16 protein-coding genes are annotated in these 19,903 nt (G+C 71.3%); 5 read left to right on the forward strand and 11 right to left on the reverse strand.

The genetic code is table 11. The features are described from left to right. The first annotated feature begins 301 nt into the window (after positions 1-301). A complete protein-coding gene (locus O7612_RS24335; protein WP_282267627.1) occupies positions 302-1,333 on the forward strand; it encodes a hypothetical protein in 1,032 nt (343 codons plus the stop codon). 1 nt (position 1,334) lies between these two features. Further along, positions 1,335-2,057, forward strand: a complete 723-nt coding sequence (locus O7612_RS24340) for a class F sortase (protein WP_282274033.1) — start codon at positions 1,335-1,337, stop codon at positions 2,055-2,057. A gap of 97 nt (positions 2,058-2,154) precedes the next feature. On the opposite strand, the gene O7612_RS24345 is transcribed toward O7612_RS24340, so the two are convergent. Further along, the gene (locus O7612_RS24345) at positions 2,155-7,227 is read right to left on the reverse strand and encodes an NAD-glutamate dehydrogenase (protein ID WP_282267629.1); all 5,073 of its coding nucleotides are present in this window, start codon (positions 7,225-7,227) and stop codon (positions 2,155-2,157) included. Between the two features lie 372 nt (positions 7,228-7,599). Here O7612_RS24345 and O7612_RS24350 point away from each other — a divergent pair, with 372 nt between their 5' ends. After that, positions 7,600-9,558, forward strand: a complete 1,959-nt coding sequence (locus O7612_RS24350; protein ID WP_282267631.1) for a penicillin-binding transpeptidase domain-containing protein — start codon at positions 7,600-7,602, stop codon at positions 9,556-9,558. An 8-nt stretch (positions 9,559-9,566) separates the two neighbouring features. On the opposite strand, the gene O7612_RS24355 is transcribed toward O7612_RS24350, so the two are convergent. The 5 genes from O7612_RS24355 to O7612_RS24375 form a co-directional block, all read right to left on the reverse strand. Further along, positions 9,567-10,721, reverse strand: coding sequence for an arginase family protein (locus tag O7612_RS24355; protein ID WP_348774251.1), 1,155 nt, complete (start codon positions 10,719-10,721; stop codon positions 9,567-9,569). 65 nt (positions 10,722-10,786) lie between these two features. After that, the gene (locus tag O7612_RS24360) at positions 10,787-11,707 is read right to left on the reverse strand and encodes a tetratricopeptide repeat protein (RefSeq protein ID WP_282267633.1); all 921 of its coding nucleotides are present in this window, start codon (positions 11,705-11,707) and stop codon (positions 10,787-10,789) included. 229 nt (positions 11,708-11,936) lie between these two features. Beyond that, positions 11,937-13,625 (reverse strand): methylmalonyl-CoA mutase family protein, encoded by a 1,689-nt coding sequence (locus O7612_RS24365; RefSeq protein ID WP_282267635.1) that lies wholly within the window; start codon positions 13,623-13,625, stop codon positions 11,937-11,939. Between the two features lie 63 nt (positions 13,626-13,688). Then, the gene (locus O7612_RS24370; protein WP_067314060.1) at positions 13,689-13,967 is read right to left on the reverse strand and encodes a hypothetical protein; all 279 of its coding nucleotides are present in this window, start codon (positions 13,965-13,967) and stop codon (positions 13,689-13,691) included. Beyond that, positions 13,964-14,278 (reverse strand): DivIVA domain-containing protein, encoded by a 315-nt coding sequence (locus O7612_RS24375; RefSeq protein WP_282274034.1) that lies wholly within the window; start codon positions 14,276-14,278, stop codon positions 13,964-13,966. The genes O7612_RS24370 and O7612_RS24375 overlap by 4 nt, the downstream gene beginning before the upstream one ends. A 364-nt stretch (positions 14,279-14,642) precedes the next feature. On the opposite strand from O7612_RS24375, the gene O7612_RS24380 reads away from it, so the two are divergent. Beyond that, positions 14,643-15,059, forward strand: a complete 417-nt coding sequence (locus O7612_RS24380) for a GntR family transcriptional regulator (RefSeq protein ID WP_282267640.1) — start codon at positions 14,643-14,645, stop codon at positions 15,057-15,059. Between the two features lie 67 nt (positions 15,060-15,126). Here the strand turns inward: O7612_RS24380 and O7612_RS24385 are convergent, their stop codons facing one another. Next, a complete protein-coding gene (locus tag O7612_RS24385) occupies positions 15,127-15,582 on the reverse strand; it encodes a hypothetical protein (RefSeq protein ID WP_282267642.1) in 456 nt (151 codons plus the stop codon). Further along, the gene (locus tag O7612_RS24390; protein WP_157746991.1) at positions 15,506-15,868 is read right to left on the reverse strand and encodes a hypothetical protein; all 363 of its coding nucleotides are present in this window, start codon (positions 15,866-15,868) and stop codon (positions 15,506-15,508) included. The genes O7612_RS24385 and O7612_RS24390 overlap by 77 nt, the downstream gene beginning before the upstream one ends. Positions 15,869-16,607: 739 nt before the next feature. Between O7612_RS24390 and O7612_RS24395 the strand changes: the two genes are divergently transcribed. Further along, a complete protein-coding gene (locus O7612_RS24395) occupies positions 16,608-16,928 on the forward strand; it encodes a hypothetical protein (protein WP_067314045.1) in 321 nt (106 codons plus the stop codon). 68 nt (positions 16,929-16,996) lie between these two features. Here the strand turns inward: O7612_RS24395 and O7612_RS24400 are convergent, their stop codons facing one another. The 3 genes from O7612_RS24400 to O7612_RS24410 form a co-directional block, all read right to left on the reverse strand. Further along, on the reverse strand, positions 16,997-17,410 hold the full coding sequence (locus tag O7612_RS24400; RefSeq protein ID WP_067314064.1) for an Asp23/Gls24 family envelope stress response protein: 414 nt from the start codon (positions 17,408-17,410) through the stop codon (positions 16,997-16,999). A gap of 187 nt (positions 17,411-17,597) precedes the next feature. Next, positions 17,598-18,533 carry a methylmalonyl Co-A mutase-associated GTPase MeaB gene (gene meaB / locus O7612_RS24405; protein WP_282274035.1) on the reverse strand — a complete coding sequence of 312 codons (936 nt, stop codon included), beginning with the start codon at positions 18,531-18,533 and terminating at the stop codon, positions 17,598-17,600. A 125-nt stretch (positions 18,534-18,658) separates the two neighbouring features. Continuing rightward, entirely contained in the window at positions 18,659-19,852 is a 1,194-nt protein-coding gene (locus O7612_RS24410; RefSeq protein WP_282267648.1) for an acetyl-CoA C-acetyltransferase, read from the reverse strand. Positions 19,853-19,903: the final 51 nt, after the last annotated feature.

Below are 19,903 nucleotides of genomic sequence, written 5' to 3' on the forward strand. Positions count from 1 at the left end.
ATTCTTGCATGGGAGCGCTTCCATGGCAATGGCTCGATACCTCGCGGCAACCTGCCCGCAACGCCCGGACCGGCACTCCGGCCCCGACGAGCGTATCCCCGCCCAGCTCGGCCGGCAGCACACCAACCGCGCGCCGAGGTGGCAAGTGCCGACAGAAGCCCTCTAGATCTCTTAAGCCCCGCATCATCGCTAAAGCCGAAAACACGAATCTTTCCCCGAATAAGTCGTGAAACCGTCTAACGTCGGTCATAGCTCGACTGTCGTCGGGCTCAGGACAACAGGGGATGGAGTGACGCAGGTCATGGCTAACAAGATGCTCGGGAAGGTCGTCGCGGGTGCCGCTCTCGGTGGCGCGTCCCTTCTGGTATTCACGCCGGGGATCGCGTTCGCGGACGGTCACCACGACGGCGAGAGCCGGGACGGCAAGGTCTTCGCCAAGCCGCACGTCGTCAAGCCCGGCGAAGAGGTCAAGCTCATCGAGATCTGCCCCCAGGCGCAGGAACACGCCTTCGCCTGGTCCAAGGTCACCGGCAAGGTCAAGCTCAAGCCGGCCGAGGGCCGGGGTGAGGACCACGGTGACTGGAAGGACGACGAGGGCAGAGGCGAGGACCACGGCAAGGGCGAAGAGGGCAAGGGCGAGGACCACGGCAAGGGTCCTGACGGCAAGGGCCCCGACGACAACGGCCCCAAGCCGCAGCCGCCGGCCGAGGGTGGACAGCCGCCGGCCGACGGCGGGCAGCCGCCGGCCGGTGGCCGGGGTGGTGGCTTCATGGCTGCCGACCAGGGTCCGGACCACGGCGACAAGGGCGACGAGGGCAAGGGCAAGGGCGAGGAGCACGGCAAGCCCGGTGACGAGTCCGGCGAGCACGGCAAGCCCGGCAAGCCCGGCGACGAGTCCGGCGAGCACGGCAAGCCCGGCGAAGAATCCGGCGAGCACGGCAAGCCGGGCGAAGAATCCGGTGAGCACGGCAAGCCGGGCTACGGCGAGGAGTCCGACGAGGACGACTGGCTGGGCCACGAGGGGTACGGCGAGGACGAGGAGTACGACCACGGCAAGGAGGACGGCGGCTGGGAGCACAAGAAGCACTTCGTCTACTACGGCGAGGCCGAGGTCTCCGAGGACGCCCGTCCGGGCCGCTACGAGCTGAAGGGCTCGTGCGGCGAGGGTGCACTGGTCGTCCTGCCGAGGGGGCACGTCGACGGCGGCGACGGTGGGATGACCACCACCGGTGCCGACCGGAGCATGGTCGCCGGCGGGGCGGGCATGATCGGCGCGGCTGCCCTCGGTGGCATCGTGCTGATGCGTCGGCGTCGGGCCGATGAGCTCGGCTGACCTGACGGCGACACGGGCCGGCGGCCGTCACGGGAGACCGTGGCGTGCCGCCGGCGCGGCCGTCGTCGTCCTGCTCGCCATGGCCGGTTCCGGCCTCGTCGGCGCGTCCCTGCGCACCACGCCCCCGCCGCGTCCGCCGCAGCCGGCCGCCCAGGCCGCGCCGCAGACCGCCCCGGCGGCCACCCCCGGCACGGACACCGGGCCGGTCGACGACCCGGACGCCGGCGTCCCCGCCGACGCCAGCGCGCCGGCGGGCCCCGACCCGCTGCCCCGGTCCGCCCCCACCACCATCACGATCCCGAAGATCGGGGTGAACGCGGAGATCATGCCGCTGGGTACCAACCCGGACGGCACGGTCCAGGTGCCCCCGTTGGAGCAGGCCCAGCGGGCCGGCTGGTACGAGCCCGGAACCAGCCCCGGCGAGGCCGGCAACGCGGTGATCGTCGGGCACGTCGACTCGGCGAAGCTCGGGCCGGCGGTCTTCTTCCAGCTCGGCGCGCTCCTGCCGGGCGACCTCGTCGCGGTCTCCCGGGCCGACGGCAGCACGGCCACCTTCACCGTCGACGAGGTGCGCTCCTATCCCAAGGAACAGTTCCCCACCGAGCTGGTGTACGGCCCGAACGACCGGCCCGGGCTGCGGGTGGTGACCTGCGGCGGCCAGTTCGACCAGGGCACCGCCAGCTACCGGGACAACGTGATCGTCTTCGCGACGCTGACGTCCTGACCCGTCGCGCGTCCGCCGCCGCGCGGGCGCGGCACCCCACGACAGGGCACCGACCCGCGCCCCCGGTTCGTCACCGGGGGCGCGGGTCGGCGTACGGTCAGGCCGCCGCCGACGTCCGCACCAGGGTACGGATCTGGCGCAGCAGCACCGACAGCGAGGCGAGGTCGGCCCGCGACTCGTCGAACTCCCCCATCGCCCGGTGCGCCCGGTGGATCGAGGTGGCGTTCGACTGCTCCCACTGGAGCACCCGCTCCTGCGGCGGCAGGTCACCGGCCGTGGAGTCGAGCACCTCCCCGGTGAGCGCGGCCAGCGCGGCGTACAGGTCGTAGCGCAGCGCCATCCGGGCCAGCGTCTGCCAACGGTCCTCCCGCGGCAGCAGGGAGATCTTCGACAACAGCGAGTCCACCCGGAACCGGTCGGAGAGCACGAAGTAGACCGAGGCCACCTCGCCGACGTCCCGCCCGCTGGTGCGCGCCGTCTCCACCACGTCCAGCAGACCGAAGCTGTACATCAGCCGGGTCGCCTGCTCGGCCAGCCCGGCGGGCAGCCCCCGGGCGGTCATCGTGTCGATGTGCGCCCGCAGCGACTCCCGTTCGCTGCCGTGGAACCGGTCCTGGAGGTCGGGCAGCAGCCGGGCCACCCCGTCACGGAGCCGTTCGATCTCGGCCGGCACGTCGATCGGCGAGCGCCGGTTGGTCACCAGCCAGCGCACCGCCCGGTCGAGCAGCCGCCGGGTGTCCAGGTAGACGCTGGTCTGCAACTCCGGCGAAACCCGGTTGTCCAACGCCTCGACCGCGTCCCACAGCTCCCGCAGCCCGAAGACCTCGCGGACCACCACGTACGCCCGGATCACGTCGGCCGCCGACGCGGCCGTCTCCTCGACGACCCGGAAGACGAACGAGATGCCGCCCCGGTTGATCGCCTCGTTCACCAGGACGGTGGTGACGATGTCCCGGCGCAGCCGGTGCTGCGCCATCCGGTCGGCGAACCGCTCGCGCATCGGCGTCGGGAAGTAGTCGACCAGCACCCTGGTCGTCCACTCCTCGTCCGCGAGGCCCTCGGCCAGGATCTCCCGCTCCAGCACGATCTTCACGTACGCGAGGAGCACGGCGAACTCCGGCGCGGTCAGCCCGGACTCGGTGCGTACCGCCAGTTCCTCGTCCGGGGGCAGCGCCTCCAGCGCCCGGTCGAGCTGACCGGCCCGTTCCAGCTCGCTGATCATCCGGCGGTGCACCGGCAGCAGCGAGGCGGCCTGGGCCTGCGAGTTGTTGATCGCCCGCGCCTGGTCGTAGTTGTCCCGCAGCACCAGCTCGGCGACCTCGTCGGTCATCTGGGCGAGCAGTTCGTCGCGGGCGGGGACGTCCAGCGCGCCGTCGGCGACCGCCGTGTTGAGCAGGATCTTGATGTTCACCTCGTGGTCGGAGCAGTCCACCCCGGCCGCGTTGTCGATGAAGTCGGTGTAGATCCGGCCGCCGGTGGACGCGTACTCGATCCGGCCGTGCTGGGTGCAGCCCAGGTTGCCACCCTCGCCGACGACCCGGCACCGCAGGCTCTTGCCGTCCACCCGGATCGCGTCGTTGGACTTGTCGCCCACCTCGGCGTTGGTCTGGCTGGACGCCTTCACGTACGTGCCGATGCCGCCGTTCCAGAACAGGTCCACCGGCGCGGTGAGGATCGCCTTCATCAGCTCCGCCGGGCTGAGCTGGGTGACGTCTTCGGCCAGGCCGATGGCGGCCCGCACCTGCGGGGTGACCGGGATCGACTTCGCCCCGCGCGGGAAGACGCCGCCGCCTTCGGAGATCAGCTTCGGGTCGTAGTCCTCCCAGGACGACCGGGGCAGCTCGAACAGCCGCTTCCGCTCGGCGTACGACGCGGCGGCGTCCGGATCGGGGTCGAGGAAGATGTGCCGGTGGTCGAACGCGGCCACCAACCGGATGTGCTCGGAGAGCAGCATCCCGTTGCCGAACACGTCGCCGGACATGTCGCCGACGCCGACCACGGTGAAGTCCTGGGTCTGGGTGTCGTGGCCCAGCTCCCGGAAGTGCCGCTTGACCGACTCCCAGGCACCCCGGGCGGTGATGCCCATCTTCTTGTGGTCGTAGCCGGCGGAACCACCGGAGGCGAACGCGTCGCCCAGCCAGAAGCCGTGCGCCGCCGAGATCTGGTTGGCGATGTCGGAGAACGTGGCGGTGCCCTTGTCCGCCGCGACCACCAGGTAGGGGTCGTCCGGATCGTGCCGCACCACGTCCACCGGCGCGACGATCTCCCCGGCGACGATGTTGTCGGTGACGTCGAGCATCGCGCCGACGAACTCCTGGTAGCAGGCGACCGCCTCGTCCCGGTCACCCGGCTTCTGCTTGAGCACGAAGCCGCCCTTGGCGCCCACCGGCACGATCACCGCGTTCTTCACCATCTGCGCCTTGACCAGGCCGAGCACCTCGGTCCGGAAGTCCTCCCGCCGGTCGGACCAGCGCAGCCCGCCCCGGGCCACCGGCCCGTACCGCAGGTGCACACCCTCGAACCGGGGCGAGTAGACGAAGATCTCGAACTTGGGCCGGGGCGCCGGCAGGTCCGGAATGGACTGCGGGTCCAGCTTGAACGCCACGTACGGCTTGGGTCGCCCGTCGGCGCGCTTCTGGTAGAAACTGGTCCGCAGGGTGGCCTGGATCAGCGTCAGGTAGGCGCGCAGGATCCGGTCCTGGTCGAGGCTGGCCACGGCGTCCAGCGCGCCGCCGACCGCCTCTACCAGCTCGTCGCTGCGCTCCCGACGCTGCGCGGCACCGCCGCCGTCCGGGGCGAACCGGACCTCGAACAGTTCCACCAGCAGCGCGGCGATCCGCGGGTACGCGATGAAGGTCTGCTCCATGTACTCCTGGGAGAAGACCGCCCCGGTCTGCCGCAGGTACTTCGCGTACGCCCGCAGCACCACCACCTGCCGCCAGGTCAGGCCGCCGCGCAGCACCAGCTCGTTGAAGCCGTCCACCTCGGCCTCGCCCCGCCAGGCGGCGGCGAAGGCGTTCTCCACGTGCGGGCGCACCTCGGCCAGCTCCTGGTGCCCCTCGGGCAGCCGCAGCCCGAAGTCGTACAGGAAGACCCGGCCGTCGATCCGGTCCACCTCGTACGGGTGTTCGTCGACCACCCGGACGCCCAGCGAGTGCAGCACCGGCAGCACGGCGGAGAGCATCATCGGCTCGCCGTAGCGGTAGACCTTGAACCGGACGTCCATCGCCTCGTCGACGCCGGTGTCGCGCTGCCCCGGCCGGGACGCCCACTGCTTGCGGAACAGGTGCATCTCCAGCTGGCCGGGCTCCTCCAGCAGCTCCAGCTTGGCCAGGTCCTTCATCGCCTCGTACGGCGTGTGCCCGTCCTTGTAGCCCTCCGGGAACGCGTCGGCGTACCGGGTGAACAGGTGCTTCGACTGCTCGTCACCGAGCTTGCGCTCCAGCACCAGGCGGTAGTCGTCGTCCCAGAGCCGGGTGGCGTCGGCCAACTCCTCGGCGAGCAGGTCGGCGTCGATCTCCCCGGGCGGCCGGTTCGGGTCGGTCCGCACGATGAAGTGCACCCGGGCCAGCATCGACTCGGTCACCCGGGTGGTGTAGTCCACCCCGACACCGTTCAGCTCACGCAGCAGGATGTCCTGCATGCGTAGCCGGTTCTGGGTGGTGAACCGGTCCCGGGGCAGGTAGATCAGGCAGGAGATGAACCGCCCGTACGCGTCGCGGCGCAGGAACACCCGCAGTTGCCGGCGGCCGGCCATCCGTAGCACGCCGACCACCGCGTGGTACAGGTCGTCGGTCTTGATCTGGAACAGCTCGTCGCGCGGGTAGGTCTCCAGGATCTGGAGCAGGTCCTTGCCGGAGTGGCTGCGCTGGCTCAGCCCGGAGCGGTCCAGCACCTCGGCCACCTTGCGGCGGACCACCGGCAGTTCCCGCACGCTGGTCCGGTACGCCGCGGTGGAGAACAGGCCCAGGAACCGCCGCTCGCCGACCACCTCGCCGGCCTCGTCGAAGATCTTGAACCCGATGTAGTCCAGGTAGGCCGAACGGTGCACGGTGGCCCGGGAGTTCGCCTTGGTGATGATCAGCAGCCGCTTCTCCATCACTTTCTCGTGCGCCTCCGGCGTCATCGACGACAGCGCCCGCGCCTCCGGCGAGTCCGACCGCAGGATGCCGAGGCCGGTGCCGAGCACCGCCTCCAACGCCGGGCCGCCCTGGCCACCGGAGTCGACCAGCCGGTACTCCCGGTAACCGAGGAAGGTGAAGTGGTCGTGGGCCAGCCAGCGCAGCAGCTCCACCGAGTCGGTGATGTCCTTCTCCGGCACCGGCGGGCGGTCGTCGGCCGTCCGGGCCGAGGCCAGCTCGTCGGCCAGGGCGAGCGCGCGCTGGCGCATCTTGGGCCAGTCCTCGACGGCCTCCCGCACGTCGGTGAGTACCCGCTGCAACTCGCGGCGCAACTGGTCGCGCTGGTCGGCGTCGCGGACCGGGTCGATCTCGATCCGCATCCAGCTCTCGACCAGGTCGCCGGCGATCGCGTCGTCCGGCTCCACGTCGGCGGAGACCTCGGTCAGCCGGCCCAGCGGCTCCCGCCGGACCACCACCAGCGGGTGTACCAGCAGGTGCACGTCGAGGTGGTGCGCGTTGAGCAGGGCGGTCACCGAGTCGACCAGGAACGGCATGTCGTCGGTGACGATCTCGACGACGGTGTGGTGCTGGTCGGCGTCGGGTGAGTGGATGCGCAGCTTCAGCTCGCCCGGCACCCGCTGCTGGGCCAGGTCCCGGTGCGCGCGGGCCGCGTCGAGCATCTCCTCGGCGGTGAAGCCGATCAGCTCCTCGTCCGGCGCGAACCGCCAGAACCGCCCCACCAGGGTCGCCGCGTCGTGGTCGTCACCGGCCAGCGCCACCGCCTGGGCGACCAGGCGTTCGGCGTTGGGCACCGGCTCGTCGAGTGCGGCGTCCTCCACGTCGTCGCCGAGCACTTCCACCGGAAGCCCCAGGTCGTAGAGGGTGTCGACGCTCGAACCGGTCATCCCGGTCACGCCTGTGTCGAGTCGACCGTAGCCGTCCCCGCCGGGTGGACTGTCCCCGTCGGTCACCGAATCGAAGCTGTCGTCCCGGCCGGTGTCGCTCTGCCGGAGGTCGGGTACCGGTTTGATCGCCGGACGCCGGTCCATCGGTGCCACTCCCCTCGACGACCCACCGCGTTGTGGGTCACTCTGCCGCCCCACCATAGGCCCTGCCGTTGCGTGTCTGCGTCGGCGGACCACCGGTGGGACGTCCGGTTCGGGACGCTGGCCTGGCATCCGTTGCAGATGCCCGGTCGGCCGGGTGCCGAGTACCCCGTCTCGGGATGTTCATCACACCTGCGCGTCCGCCTCTTCGCCCGCCGCCGGCCCGTCGCGATCCGCCCACCGGGCGGTCACGAAGCGACCGGATCCGGCAGCCGTCAGGTGCGCCCCGGCGGCCGGGCCGGTGGCGCGGGGCAGTGCCGGCGGCGGGCGCGTACTAGCGTGCAGGGCAGCCCGTCCTCCGGAAGGTGCAGCTCCATGTCCCTGTCGTACCCGTACCGCCGCCCCGGCACTCCCCCTCGGCGGGGGCTCGCCGCCCTGGCCGTCTGCGTGGTGGCGGCGGTCGCCCTGGTCGGCTGCTCCGGTGACGACGGGCTCGACGTCAGCGTGGACGCGTTCCTCGCGGGCTGGCGCTCCGGCGACCTCGACGAGGTGGGCTTCGTCGAGCCCACCGGGGCCAGGGTGCCCGCCGCCACCGTCACCGAAGAGATCAAGAAGCTCTCCGGTGACCTCGCCGCCACCCCGCCCACGCTGGAACGCGTGGGTGACGTCGAGGTCACCAAAAACCTGGCCACCGCCCGGGTCGACATCCGGTGGGCGCTGCCGGGCGGGGCGACCTGGGCCTACCAGCGGCCGGTCCGGTTGCGCCAGAACAGCGGCGACCAGTGGCAGGTGATCTGGGAACCCGAGGTGCTGCACGAGCAACTGGCCAAGGGCGACCGGCTGGCGCTGCGGCGGACCGCCGCGCCCCGGGCGGGTGTGCTCGACGGCGCGGGCCAGCCGATCGTGACGCCCCGGCCGGTGGTCCGGATCGGCGTGCAGCCGAGCCAGGCCGGCGATGTCAAGGCCCTGGTCGGACGGCTGGACGCGGCGTTCAAGGCGATCCGGCCGCCGATCAGCCCGCCGGTCGACCTGACCGACCTGCCGCAGCGGCTCAGCGCGGCCGACCCCGACGCCTTCGTCGAGGTGGTGACGTTGCGCGACGAGGCGTACCGGCAGATCCGGTCCCGGATCTACGACCTGCCGGGGACGACGTTCCGGGCCGAGAAGCTCGACCTGGCCCCCACCCGGGAGTTCGCCCGCGCCCTGCTCGGCACGGTCGACCAGGCGCAGGCCGACGACCTGGCCGCCCACCCCGACCGGTACGCCAAGGGTGACCTGGTCGGGCACGGTGGCCTCCAGGGCCGCTACGACGAACGGCTGCGCGGCGCTCCCGGGACGACCGTCGAGATCCGCCGGCCCGCCCCCGAGGGGGGCAGCACGGTGGTCACCGAGGCGTTCCGGCAGGAGCCGACCGCCGGTCAGCCGGTGCGCACCAGCCTCGACGTGGCCACCCAGAACGCCGCCGACGCCGCGTTGCGGGCCGAGAAGCGACGGTCGGCCGTGGTGGCGCTGCGGATCAGCGACGGCGCGGTGCTCGCCGCCGCCAACGGTCCCGGGGCGGCCGGCGAGAACCTCGCCTTCACCGCCCAGGTGCCGCCGGGCTCCACCTTCAAGACGGTCAGCGCCCTCGGCCTGCTGGACCGGGGCGCGGTGACCCCGCAGACCGTCGTCGACTGTCCGAAGACCCGCGCGGTGGACGGTCGGTCGTTCAAGAACTCCGACGACTTCGTCCTGGGCAAGGTGCCGTTCCGGACCGACTTCGCGAAGTCCTGCAACACCGCGTTCGTCGGGCTGGCCCCGCAGCTCGGCCCGGACGGGCTGGCCGTCACCGGCCGCACCCTGGGTCTGGAGGGCCGCTGGGACCTCGGCGCGGACGTCTTCACCGGCAAGGTCTCCACCGGCGGCGGCCCGACCGAGCAGGCCGCCGCGGCGATCGGCCAGGGCACCACCGTGGTCAGCCCGCTGGCCATGGCCGGGGTGACCGCCGCCGTCGCCCGGGGCCGTTGGGAGCAGCCGAAGCTGGTGCTCGACCCGGCCCCCGCCGCGCCCGCCGGGGCCGGCCCGCCGCTGAAGGCCGAATCGGTGGCGGGGCTGAAGACGATGATGCGCGAGGTGGTCACCGCCGGCACCGGCAGGACGCTGGCCGACGTGCCGGGTGACCCGGTGTACGGCAAGACCGGCACCGCCGAGTACGACAACGACCCGACGCACACCCACGCCTGGTTCGTCGGTTGGCGGGGGGACGTCGCGTTCGCCGTCTTCGTCGAGCAGGGTGGATCGAGCACGGCCAGCGCCGTCCCGATCGCCGAACGCTTCCTCCGCGCCCTGGGCTGACCCGGCGGTCAGGCCACCGGCTCCTCGGCCCGTCCCGCCCCTTCGGCCCGGCCGCCCGGCTCCCCGGCCCGGTCCTGCCCCTCGACCCGGCCCAGCTGCCCGGCCCGCCCCGACTCCCAGGCCGGGTTCGGCTCCCCGGCCAGCCCTGCGCCGCCGGCCAGCCCTTCGCTCCCGCTCGGGTCCGGCTGCGCCGGGACCAGGTCGGGGTGGGCCGCCCGGGGTGGCAGCAGCCGGGGCGCGACCGCGTCCGGCGCGACGACCGGGGCCAGCCCGGCGACGACCGTGTTGACGATCTCGGCGGCGTACGCGCCGTCCGGGTCGTAGTCGGGGTCGAAGACGGTCAGTTCGACACCGAGGCAGTGCGGGGTGTCCACCAGGCCGGCGAGCAGGATCTCCAGCTCGGCGAAGGCGATCCCGCCCGGGTCGGGGGCGTCCACCGCCGGCATCACCGCCGGGTCCAGCACGTCCACGTCGATGTGCACCCAGTAACCGGCGCAGTCGGCCAGTTGCTCGTGCGCCCACTGGGCGCTGCGGGCGGCCCCTTCGGCGCGCAGCGCCGGCACCGGTCGGGTGGTGATCCCGGCGGCCTGGAGGTCGAGGCGGTACTCGTCCTGCGCCCGGATGCCGAGCACCACCACGTCGATGTCCCGGAAGTACGGTCGGCGGCCCTCGATGGCGGCCAGGTCGGCCTGCCCGCGCCCGGTGACCAGGGCCAGGTCCTCCCCGGCCGCGGCACCGACGTACGAGGCGTTGCCGGGGTGCCGGAAGTCGGAGTGGCCGTCGACGAAGACCAGCCCGATCCGCCCGCCGACCGCCTCGCCGAGCCGGTGCATGGCCAGGGCCGAACCGAGCAGCACCGAGCAGTCACCGCCGAGGACCAGCGGGAACTCACCCCGGTCGATGATCGCGCCGATCCGGTCGGCGAGCACCGTCGAGTAGCCGGAGATCTCCCGGGCGTGGCAGACCCCGTCGCCGGGCCGCCAGTCGCCCGGGTCGTACCGGGGGGCGGTGAGGCAGCCGGCGTCCCGCGCGCCCAGCCGGGCGAGCAGGCCGTGGTCGCGCAGCGCCCCGGGAGCCTTGCCACAGCCGGGGACGGAGGTGGCGGTGGGCGGGCGCAGACCGAGATTGGTCGGCGCGTCGAGGACGGCGATTCGGCGCATCACGGGCTCCCGTCCTCGATGGTCGGCGGGCCGGCCCACCGGCCGGCCCGCTCGGGGGTGTCAGGGGTTCAGAACAGGGCGCTGGCCAGGGCACGTCGGGCGGAGGCCACGGCGGGGTCGTCCGGGCCGGCGATGCTGAACAGGGAGACCAGGTGCTGGCGGGCCCGGTCCCGGTCGTCGCCGCTGGTCCGGCGGACCAACCCGACCAGTCGCGCGTACGCCTGCTCGGCCATCCCGCTGAGCACCTCGATGTCGGCGGCGAGCAGCTGCGCGTCGACGTCGTCGGGCTTGTCCCGCGCGGCGGCGAGCGCGGCCTGCGGGTCCGCGCCCGCGACCCGCCGGGCCACCCCGACCTGGGCCAGCCCGGCCTCGGCCGCGGCGTCCGCCGGGGACTCGGCCAGGATCTTGCGGTACGCCTGCTCGGCGGCGTCCAGGTCGCCGCTCATCAACGCGTCGTCGGCCTCGTCGAGGCGCGGGTCCTCCGGCTCGGCCACGGTGACGCCGCCGGCCTTCAGCACGGCGGCGAGCCACTGGCGTAGCTGCGGCTCGGGGATCACGCCGGGGAAGGCGTCGATCGGCCGCCCGCCGACGACCGCGTAGACGGTCGGGATCGCCTGGATCTGGAACATCTGCGCGATCCGGGGGTTCTCCTGGACGTCCACCCGGGCGAGAACCCACTGGCCGGCGCCCTCGGCCGCCAACCGCTCCAGCACCGGGGCGAACTGGTCGCTGTCCGGATAGCCGGCCGCGCCGAAGAAGACCACCACCGGGGTGGTCAGCGATCGTTCGAGCACCTCGGCCTGGATGTTCGCCTCGGTCACGTCGAGCGCGGCACTGCCGGCTGTGGTGGGACCACCCGGCACCCCGGTGGGTGCGCCGGTCTGGCTCGGTGTGGCGGGACGGGAACTGGCCGGTGCGGTGCCGCGCAGCGCGCTGAGGTCGACCGCGCCGCGGGTGAAGATCGACGAGGTGATCCGTGGGTCGCTCATGGTTACCTAGTCTCGCACGAGCCCCAGCGTCCCTGGCTCAGCCACAACGCCCACAGTTGCCACTCTCACCTCCCGTTCCTCCCCCCGCCACCCCCAACCCCCCGCGCCCGCCCTCCGCCCCGTCGATCATGGAGTTGTGGTGGGCGTAGCGCCCCTTTTACGAGGATCTGCCACCACCACAACTCCATGATCGACCTGGGGTGGGGGTGGGGGTGGGGGTGGGGGTGGGTTAGAAGCGGGCGGGTTCGCGGTAGGTGCCCCATTCCGTGCGGAGGGCGTCGCAGATCTCGCCGAGGGTGGCTTCGGCGCGGACGGCGTCGAGCATGGGAGGGATCATGTTGCCGCCGGTGCGGCTGACCTCGATCATGCGCTGCACCGCCGCCGTCACCGCCGCGTCGTCCCGGGCGGCCTTGCGCTCGGCGAGCACCCGGCGCTGCTCCAGCTCCACCTCGTGCGAGATGCGCAGGATCTCCAGTTCCTTGGCGACCGTGCCGGTGTGGCAGTTGACCCCGACGATCTTCTTGTCGCCCTTCTCCAGCGCCTGCTGGTAGACGAAGGCCGACTCGGCGATATGGCCGGTGAACCAGCCGTCCTCGATACCGCGCAGGATGCCGGAGGTCATCGGGCCGATCCGGTGCGGGCCGTCGCCGCCGAGCTGCCGGATCCGGGCGAAGATCTCCTCCGCCTCGGCCTCGATGGCGTCGGTGAGCGCCTCGACGTACCAGGAGCCGCCGAGCGGGTCGGCCACGTTGGTCACCCCGATCTCCTCCATCAGCACCTGCTGGGTGCGCAGGGCGATCTCGGCGGATTCGTCGGTGGGCAGGGCCAGGGTCTCGTCCAGGGCGTTGGTGTGCAGCGAGTTGGTGCCGCCGAGCACCGCTGCGAGGGCCTCCACGGCGGTGCGTACCACGTTGTTGACCGGCTGTTGCGCGGTCAGCGACACCCCGGCGGTCTGGGTGTGGAACCGCAGCCAGAGGGCCTTCTCGCTGGTCGCGCCGTAGACGTCGCGCAGCCAGCGGGCCCAGATCCGGCGGGCGGCGCGGAACTTGGCGATCTCCTCGAAGAAATCCAGGTGCGCGTCGAAGAAGAAGCTCAGCCCGGGGGCGAAGACGTTGACGTCCAGGCCGCGCGAGAGCCCCAGCTCGACGTAGCCGAACCCGTCGGCCAGGGTGTACGCCAGCTCCTGCGCGGCGGTGGAGCCGGCCTCGCGGATGTGGTAGCCGGAGACCGACAGCGGCTTGTAGCGGGGGATCTCGGTGGCGCAGTACTCCATCAGGTCGCCGATCAGGCGCAGGTGCGGCTCCGGGTCGAACAGCCACTCCTTCTGCGCGATGTACTCCTTGAAGATGTCGGTCTGCAACGTGCCGTCCAGCCGGGACGGGTCGACGCCCTGCCGCTCGGCGGCGACCAGGTACATGCAGAAGACCGGCACCGCCGGGCCGGAGATGGTCATCGAGGTGGTGACACCGGCCAGGTCGATGCCGTCGAAGAGCACCTCCATGTCGGCGGCCGTGTCCACCGCGACCCCGCAGTGCCCGACCTCGCCGAGCGCCTGCGGGTCGTCGGAGTCGCGCCCCATCAGCGTCGGCATGTCGAACGCCACGGAGAGCCCGCCGCCGCCCGCGCCGAGGATCATCTTGTACCGCTCGTTGGTCTGCCGGGCGTTGCCGAAGCCGGCGAACTGCCGGATCGTCCAGGCCCGACCCCGGTAGCCGGTCGGATGCAACCCCCGGGTGTACGGGAACTCGCCCGGCCAGCCGATCCGTTCGAACCCCGGGTACGCGGTGCCCTCGGGTGGCCCGTACACCGGCTGCACAGTGGCCCCGGACAGGGTGGTGAAGTCCGCGTCCCGCTTGCGCGCGGCGTCGTACCGGGCCTGCCAGCGTGCCCGTCCGGCGGCGATCTCGTCGGCGTTCATCCGCGGGGCTCCTCCTCGAGTCCTCGACTGTGCCCCGAGTGTAGAACGACACCTGAACGATCGCTAAGGAAACTCGTACCGGACGGTAGCCGGTCGGCGGGAGCAGGGGCCGTCGTGGTCGGCGCGCAGCAGGCAGCGTCGGCCGGTGTCCAGCCGCAGGTCACAGAAGACCCGATGGTGTACGCCCTGCTCGTCCTCCGCCGACACGGTGGTCTCGCCGGGGTCGGCCTGGGCGAGCACCCCCGCCCAGCGGGCCAGCACCCGGGCCAGCCGGACGGCACCGGGCAGGTCCACGGCGACCACGGGCAGGTGGACGACGAACCGCTCCCGGCCGGCGGTCACCGGTACCACCCCTCGTTCACCCGCTGCCGGAACTGCGTGGACTGCCAGCGGCGCAGCGCGTCCCGAACCCGGGCGGCCTCGTGCCGGCTGTCGCCGAGCGCCTGGTAGGCGGCGGCCAGGTCGACGGCGACCCGGTCGAGGAACTCCTGCACCTCCGCCGGGTCGAGCCCACGCCGACCGAATCGGGTCCAGCGGAACTGCCACTCCCGCACCTGCCACGGCCGCAGCGGGCGGTAGGCAGCCGAGCGGTAGCAGCGCGGCCGGCGGGGGTGCCGGGTCCACCCGGGTCGACCGAGTAAACGGAGGATCAACCGCACGACGATCCACCTCTCTGTATTGGGGGTTGGGTTGTGTCGCTGGGAATTCACTGCCACAGGGGTTCGCCATCCAAAGACGCACAGTCGCAGGGATTGGGGTCGCACGGGCTGGAAGGGGTGGGTCCGCCCGCCCGCCTCGCACGGGCGGACCCACCCCGCCCCGCGACCGCAGCCCTCGTCGGCAGTACGGCGGCGGAGCAGCTCAACCAGCCAGCGAACCCGAAGGAGTGAACACCCTTCGTAACCTCACGAGCACGCGTTGCCACAAGAGAAAGTAGCAACGATTCAACGTGGCTACAATCCATCATTGCAATGAAGCCTTGTTCGAAGGCGGCAACGGGGGCATAAGGCTTGCGGGATGACCATCGATCCGCGCTCACACACGCCGGTCTACGTGCAGCTCGCCGAACTCCTTCGGGGGCAGATCGAATCCGGTGACCTGCCGGCTGGGTCGAGCGTCGGCAGCGAGACCCGGTTGAGCCAGGAGTACGGGATCGGCCGTGACGCCGTCCGGATGGCCATCGCGCTGCTGCGATCGGAGGGACTGGTCACCACCAGCCGACCCTTCGGAACACGGGTTCGCGATCTGCCACAGCGCAGGAGGGTGGAGTTGGCGGGAGGCGCGAGGGTGATCACGCGGATGCCGAGTGGTGCGGAGCGGCGCAGCATGCAGCTCGACGAGGGCGTACCGATCCTCGAAGTCCACAGCCCGCAGGGCGACGTGGAACTGCTACCGGGCGACGAGGTCGAACTGATCCGACCGAAACACGACTGAGCCGCCGGACCGAGCTGGCCCAAGCGACCGAGAGGGTGGCCGCTGCTGCGGCGACCATCCTGATCCGTCAGACGTCGTAGACCTTGAGTACCTCGTCGCCGTAGTGGTTGATGACCTTTACCGCGATCTTGCCGGAGTCGGGGCGCGGGAAGGGGCGGGAGCGGGTGGAGTAGAGCGACGCCCACGCCGACTCGTCGATGTCGTTCCGGAGCGCCTTGCGCAGTCGAGTGTAGGGATCAAGGGCATCCGGCTTGCCCTCGCTGCCGGCGAAGTAGATGTGCCGGACGAAGAACTCTTCCTCGTCATAGGCGGTGTCGCGCATCCACATGGCGATGTCGTCGGTGTCGCCGTCGCCGCGTAGCTCGCCGGTGGTGGGGTTGTAGACGTCCACTCCCCGGATGTCGACCACCAGCCCGTCCCGGGTCGAGTCGATGGCGATGTCCGGCTCACCGAACACCGTAAAGAGGTTGGCCGTGCCGGTCTTCTTGAGCAGCGTGTCGCCCATGGCGAGGTCCGCGTTCATCCGGACCATGAGGATCGGCAGCCGGCCGACCTGACGCTGCTCGGCAACCGTCGCGAAGTCCTACCTCGTTCACCTGCCGGTTCTGGGTGATGTCGTCCTGGGTGAAGACGGTCAGCTCCATCTGGCCGCCGCGCTTGCGTGGCCGGGGCACCGGAATGAAGAAGCTGGACGGACGGCGACCATCGAGCACCCGATCGGTGATGCCGTCCCGGTCAAAATCGAAGTATCGGCTGGGTGCCTCGTAGGGCGAGTTGATGATGGGGTTGTCAATCACCCGGTCGCCCACGCCGCCTCCGTCGCCCCTCGCCGAAGGAAAGAGCTTACCGGTTCGCGTAGACAGGGAATCCATCCAGGGGACTGCGACAGGGCCACCATCTGGGCTTCCCGTTCAGACCACCCAGCCGGCTAATGCACCTGAACCAATTTCAGCACCACATCGGCCATGTTGATCTCGTCGGCCGGTAGGCCGTCGACCGACATCGGGCCGGCTGAGCGACAGCTACCCGACAGGGAAGAATATTGCGACTGCGACCCTGGTGTCTGAATAATGGCCTCTCTTGCCGGGTTCGGCGGTTGCTACCTCGCCGGCATCACTCGGCCGGGCTGCCCTGGGGCAGGCCCATGTCCGACCAACTTCGCCAGACTTCAGGGAGGCTGATCTATGCATGCCATCGCCCGCACACAGAGAGTGCCTGGCCAGACCCCTGCCCAGGAAGGCTTCACCACTCAGCGTGACATAGCCGGATGGCGGTTCCCCTGGCGTAGCGCCCGTGCCACCATTGCAGCAGAGAAGGCGTTTACCCAGTGACACGACCACGTCACGCTAAGGGCGGTGCATACGAGGATCTACTGAAGGAGGCAGAGCGGGCCGGTTGGACCGTCGCAGGTGGGGGAAACAAGCACTTCAAGCTGAAGTGCCCGAATCCGTGCAAGTGCATGAAGACCATGTCGACGACGCCATCTGACCCAAACTACCTGCGGAACATGCGGGCACAGCTCCATCGAGTGACTTGTTGGGAGGACAAATGAAGATCGAGATTCGTCTCGCTGCCGAGATGACCTTCTTCTCCGACCCGGAGGGCACCGACGAGCAGTTCGAGGCGTTCCTGGACGAGGTGATGGATCAACTGGGTGCCATCGGACGTGCGGACGTCGACCTCGCCGCCAGACTGACCGAGCGGTACGCCGAGTTCGAGACGACGGTGGAGGCGGCCGACTTCAACATCGCTGGTGCCGGCTTCATGATGGACCTGCGCACCGCCCTGCATGCGGCTGGCTGCAACACGGCGGAGTGGCCACGGTTCGCGCCGAGCCAGCAGCACATCCGCGAGTTGCAACCAAGCTGACCGGACCAACGCAGCCCCCTGGCCTCCCTCGCGGAGACAGGGGGCTTCGCCGTTGCACACCCGGCCACTCAGGCGACGGATGCTCCTGAATCGCTCAAGGCTACGTCGTCGACCCGGATGTTGATCTCGTCGGCGCGGAGGCCGTACGACTCGACGGCTGCCGTGACGGCAGCCCGGACCGCGTCGGTGACCTGGGGTACCGGGTGGCCTGCAGAGATCACCAGGACCAGGTTGACCACGACCGCGCCGTTGGTGACATGCGCCGAGCAGCCCCGCCGGGCGTCGCCCACCCGGTCCAACCCAACCCTGTCGAGCACGGCGTTGAAGAACCGGGCCACGTCACCACCCAGCTCGGCCACCCCGGGGACGGACTTCGCGGCGGCCACCGCGATCTTCTCCACCACCTCGTCGGAGACCTGCGTGGTCCCGCCCGCCACCGCGTCCGCCGTCACCGACAACTCCTGCGTCGCCTCGTGATCCATCGACACCCCTGCCCCTCCCCCACCCGCACCCAATGACCCCCGAACCCTACAAGCCACCACCCCAGCCGACGATCATGGAGTTATGGTGCCGCGGATGCCTGCTTTCGCGGCTTTCTTCTGGCACCACAACTCCATGATCGCCGCGGTGGGGGCGGGGTGGGAGCGAGGATGGGCAGGGGGCGGTGGGTCAGGAGCTGATCTGGGCGAGCAACTCGTCCGCCGCCGCGTACGGGTCGAGGGTGCCCTCGGCGACCTTCGTGGCGAGCGTGCTCAGCTGCGTACCGTCGCGCAGGGAACCGATGCGGGCGCGCAGGGTGCCGAGCGCGATCGCCTCGATCTCGGCGGCGGCCCGCTTCTCGCGGCGGCGGCGCAGCTCGTCGTGCTGTTCCAGCCAGCCCCGGTGCTTGTCGATCGCGGCGGCGATGTCGTCGATCCCCTCGCCGCGCGCGGCGACCGACCGGACCACCTGCGGCCGCCACTGCCCCGGCCCGCGCTCGCCCAGCGCGATCATGCCCTGGATGTCGCGGACGGTGTTGTCCGCGCCGTCCCGGTCGGCCTTGTTGACCACGAAGACGTCGGCGATCTCCAGGATGCCGGCCTTGACCGCCTGGATCGCGTCACCCATGCCCGGGGCGAGCAGCACCAGCGTGGTGTCGGCGAGCGAGGCCACCTCCACCTCGGCCTGGCCGACCCCGACGGTCTCCACCAGCACCACGTCACAGCCGGCGCCCTCCAGCACCCGGACCGCCTGCGGGGTGGCCGCCGACAGCCCACCCAGGTGGCCCCGGCTGGACATCGACCGGATGTAGACGCCCGGGTCGGTGGCGTGGTCCTGCATCCGTACCCGGTCGCCGAGGATCGCCCCGCCGGTGAACGGGCTGGACGGGTCGATGGCCAGCACCCCGACCCGACGCCCGGTCGCCCGCAGCGCCCGGACCAGCTCGTTGGTGGTGGTCGACTTGCCGACCCCCGGGGAGCCGGTCAACCCGACCACCTGGGCCTGCCCGGCGTACGGCGCGAGCGCCGCCGCCACCTGCGGCAACACCGCGTCCCCGGACTCGACCAGGGTGATCAGCCGGGCCACCGCCCGGGGGTCACCCTCGCGTGCCCGCCGCACCAGCATCGGTACGTCCCGACTGCGGCGTACCCCGACGGCGGCCACGGTGGGGGCGTTCTCGACACTCACTGGGCCACCTTCACTCACGACTGCGGTGCTCGCCAACCCTCACTGCCAGGCTCGACGGCCGGTCAGCTCCGGGCGTCGGCCGGCACGTGGATGATCAGCGCGTCGCCCTGGCCGCCGCCACCGCAGAGCGCCGCCGCGCCGGTGCCGCCGCCGCGCCGCTGGAGTTCCAGCGCGAGGGTGAGCACCAGCCGGGCGCCGGACATGCCGATGGGGTGACCGAGCGCGATGGCCCCGCCGTTGACGTTGATCTTGTCGGTGCTGATCCCGAGGTCCCGTGCGGACTGGATGCCGACCTGGGCGAACGCCTCGTTGATCTCGATGAGGTCGAGATCCTCGATGCTCAGGCCACCCTTCTTCAGGGCGTGCTGGATGGCGTTCGACGGCTGCAAGTGCAGGGAGTTGTCGGGGCCGGCCACGTTGCCGTGCGCGCCGACCTCGGCCAGCCAGGTCAGCCCCAACTCGTTCGCCTTGGCCTTGCTCATCACCACGACGGCCGCCGCGCCGTCCGAGATCGGCGACGAGGAGCCGGCGGTGATCGTGCCGTCCTTGGCGAACGCCGGACGCAGCTTGGCCAGCGACTCGACGGTGGTTTCCGGCCGGATGCCCTCGTCCTCGGTGATCACCAGCGGCTCGCCCTTGCGCTGCGGGATGACCACCGGGGTGATCTCGTCGGCGAAGTGCCCGTTCTTCTGGGCGGCCGCGGCCCGCTGGTGGCTGGCCGCCGCGAACTCGTCCTGTTCCGTCCGGGTGATGCCGTGCCGCGCGCCGAGGCGCTCGGTGGACTCCCCCATCGAGCAGCAGTCCCAGGCGTCGCTGAGCCCGTCGTGGGCCATGTGGTCCTTGATCGTGACGTCGCCGTACTTGTAACCGGTGCGCTGGCCGAGCAGCAGGTGCGGGGCGTTGGTCATCGACTCCATGCCACCGGCCACCACGATGTCGAACTCGCCGGCCCGGATGAGCTGGTCGGCCAGGGCGATCGCGTCCAGGCCGGAGAGGCACACCTTGTTGATGGTCAGCGCGGGCACCGACATCGGGACGCCGGCCTCGACGGCCGCCTGGCGGGCCGGGATCTGCCCGGTGCCCGCCTGGAGCACCTGCCCCATGATCACGTACTGCACCTGGTCGGGGGCGACCCCGGCGCGCTCCAGGGCCGCCTTGATCGCGATCCCGCCGAGCTTCGTCGCGGGGAGATCCTTGAGGTTGCCCAGCAGCCGGCCCATCGGGGTCCGCGCGCCGCTGACGATCACCGATGCCACTGCCTGCCTCCGAGGGGGTACCGAACTGTACGCCTTAACGGCTGTTCGGCC

The sequence above is a fragment of the Micromonospora sp. WMMD987 genome, assembly GCF_029581435.1.
Classification (GTDB): domain Bacteria; phylum Actinomycetota; class Actinomycetes; order Mycobacteriales; family Micromonosporaceae; genus Micromonospora; species Micromonospora rifamycinica.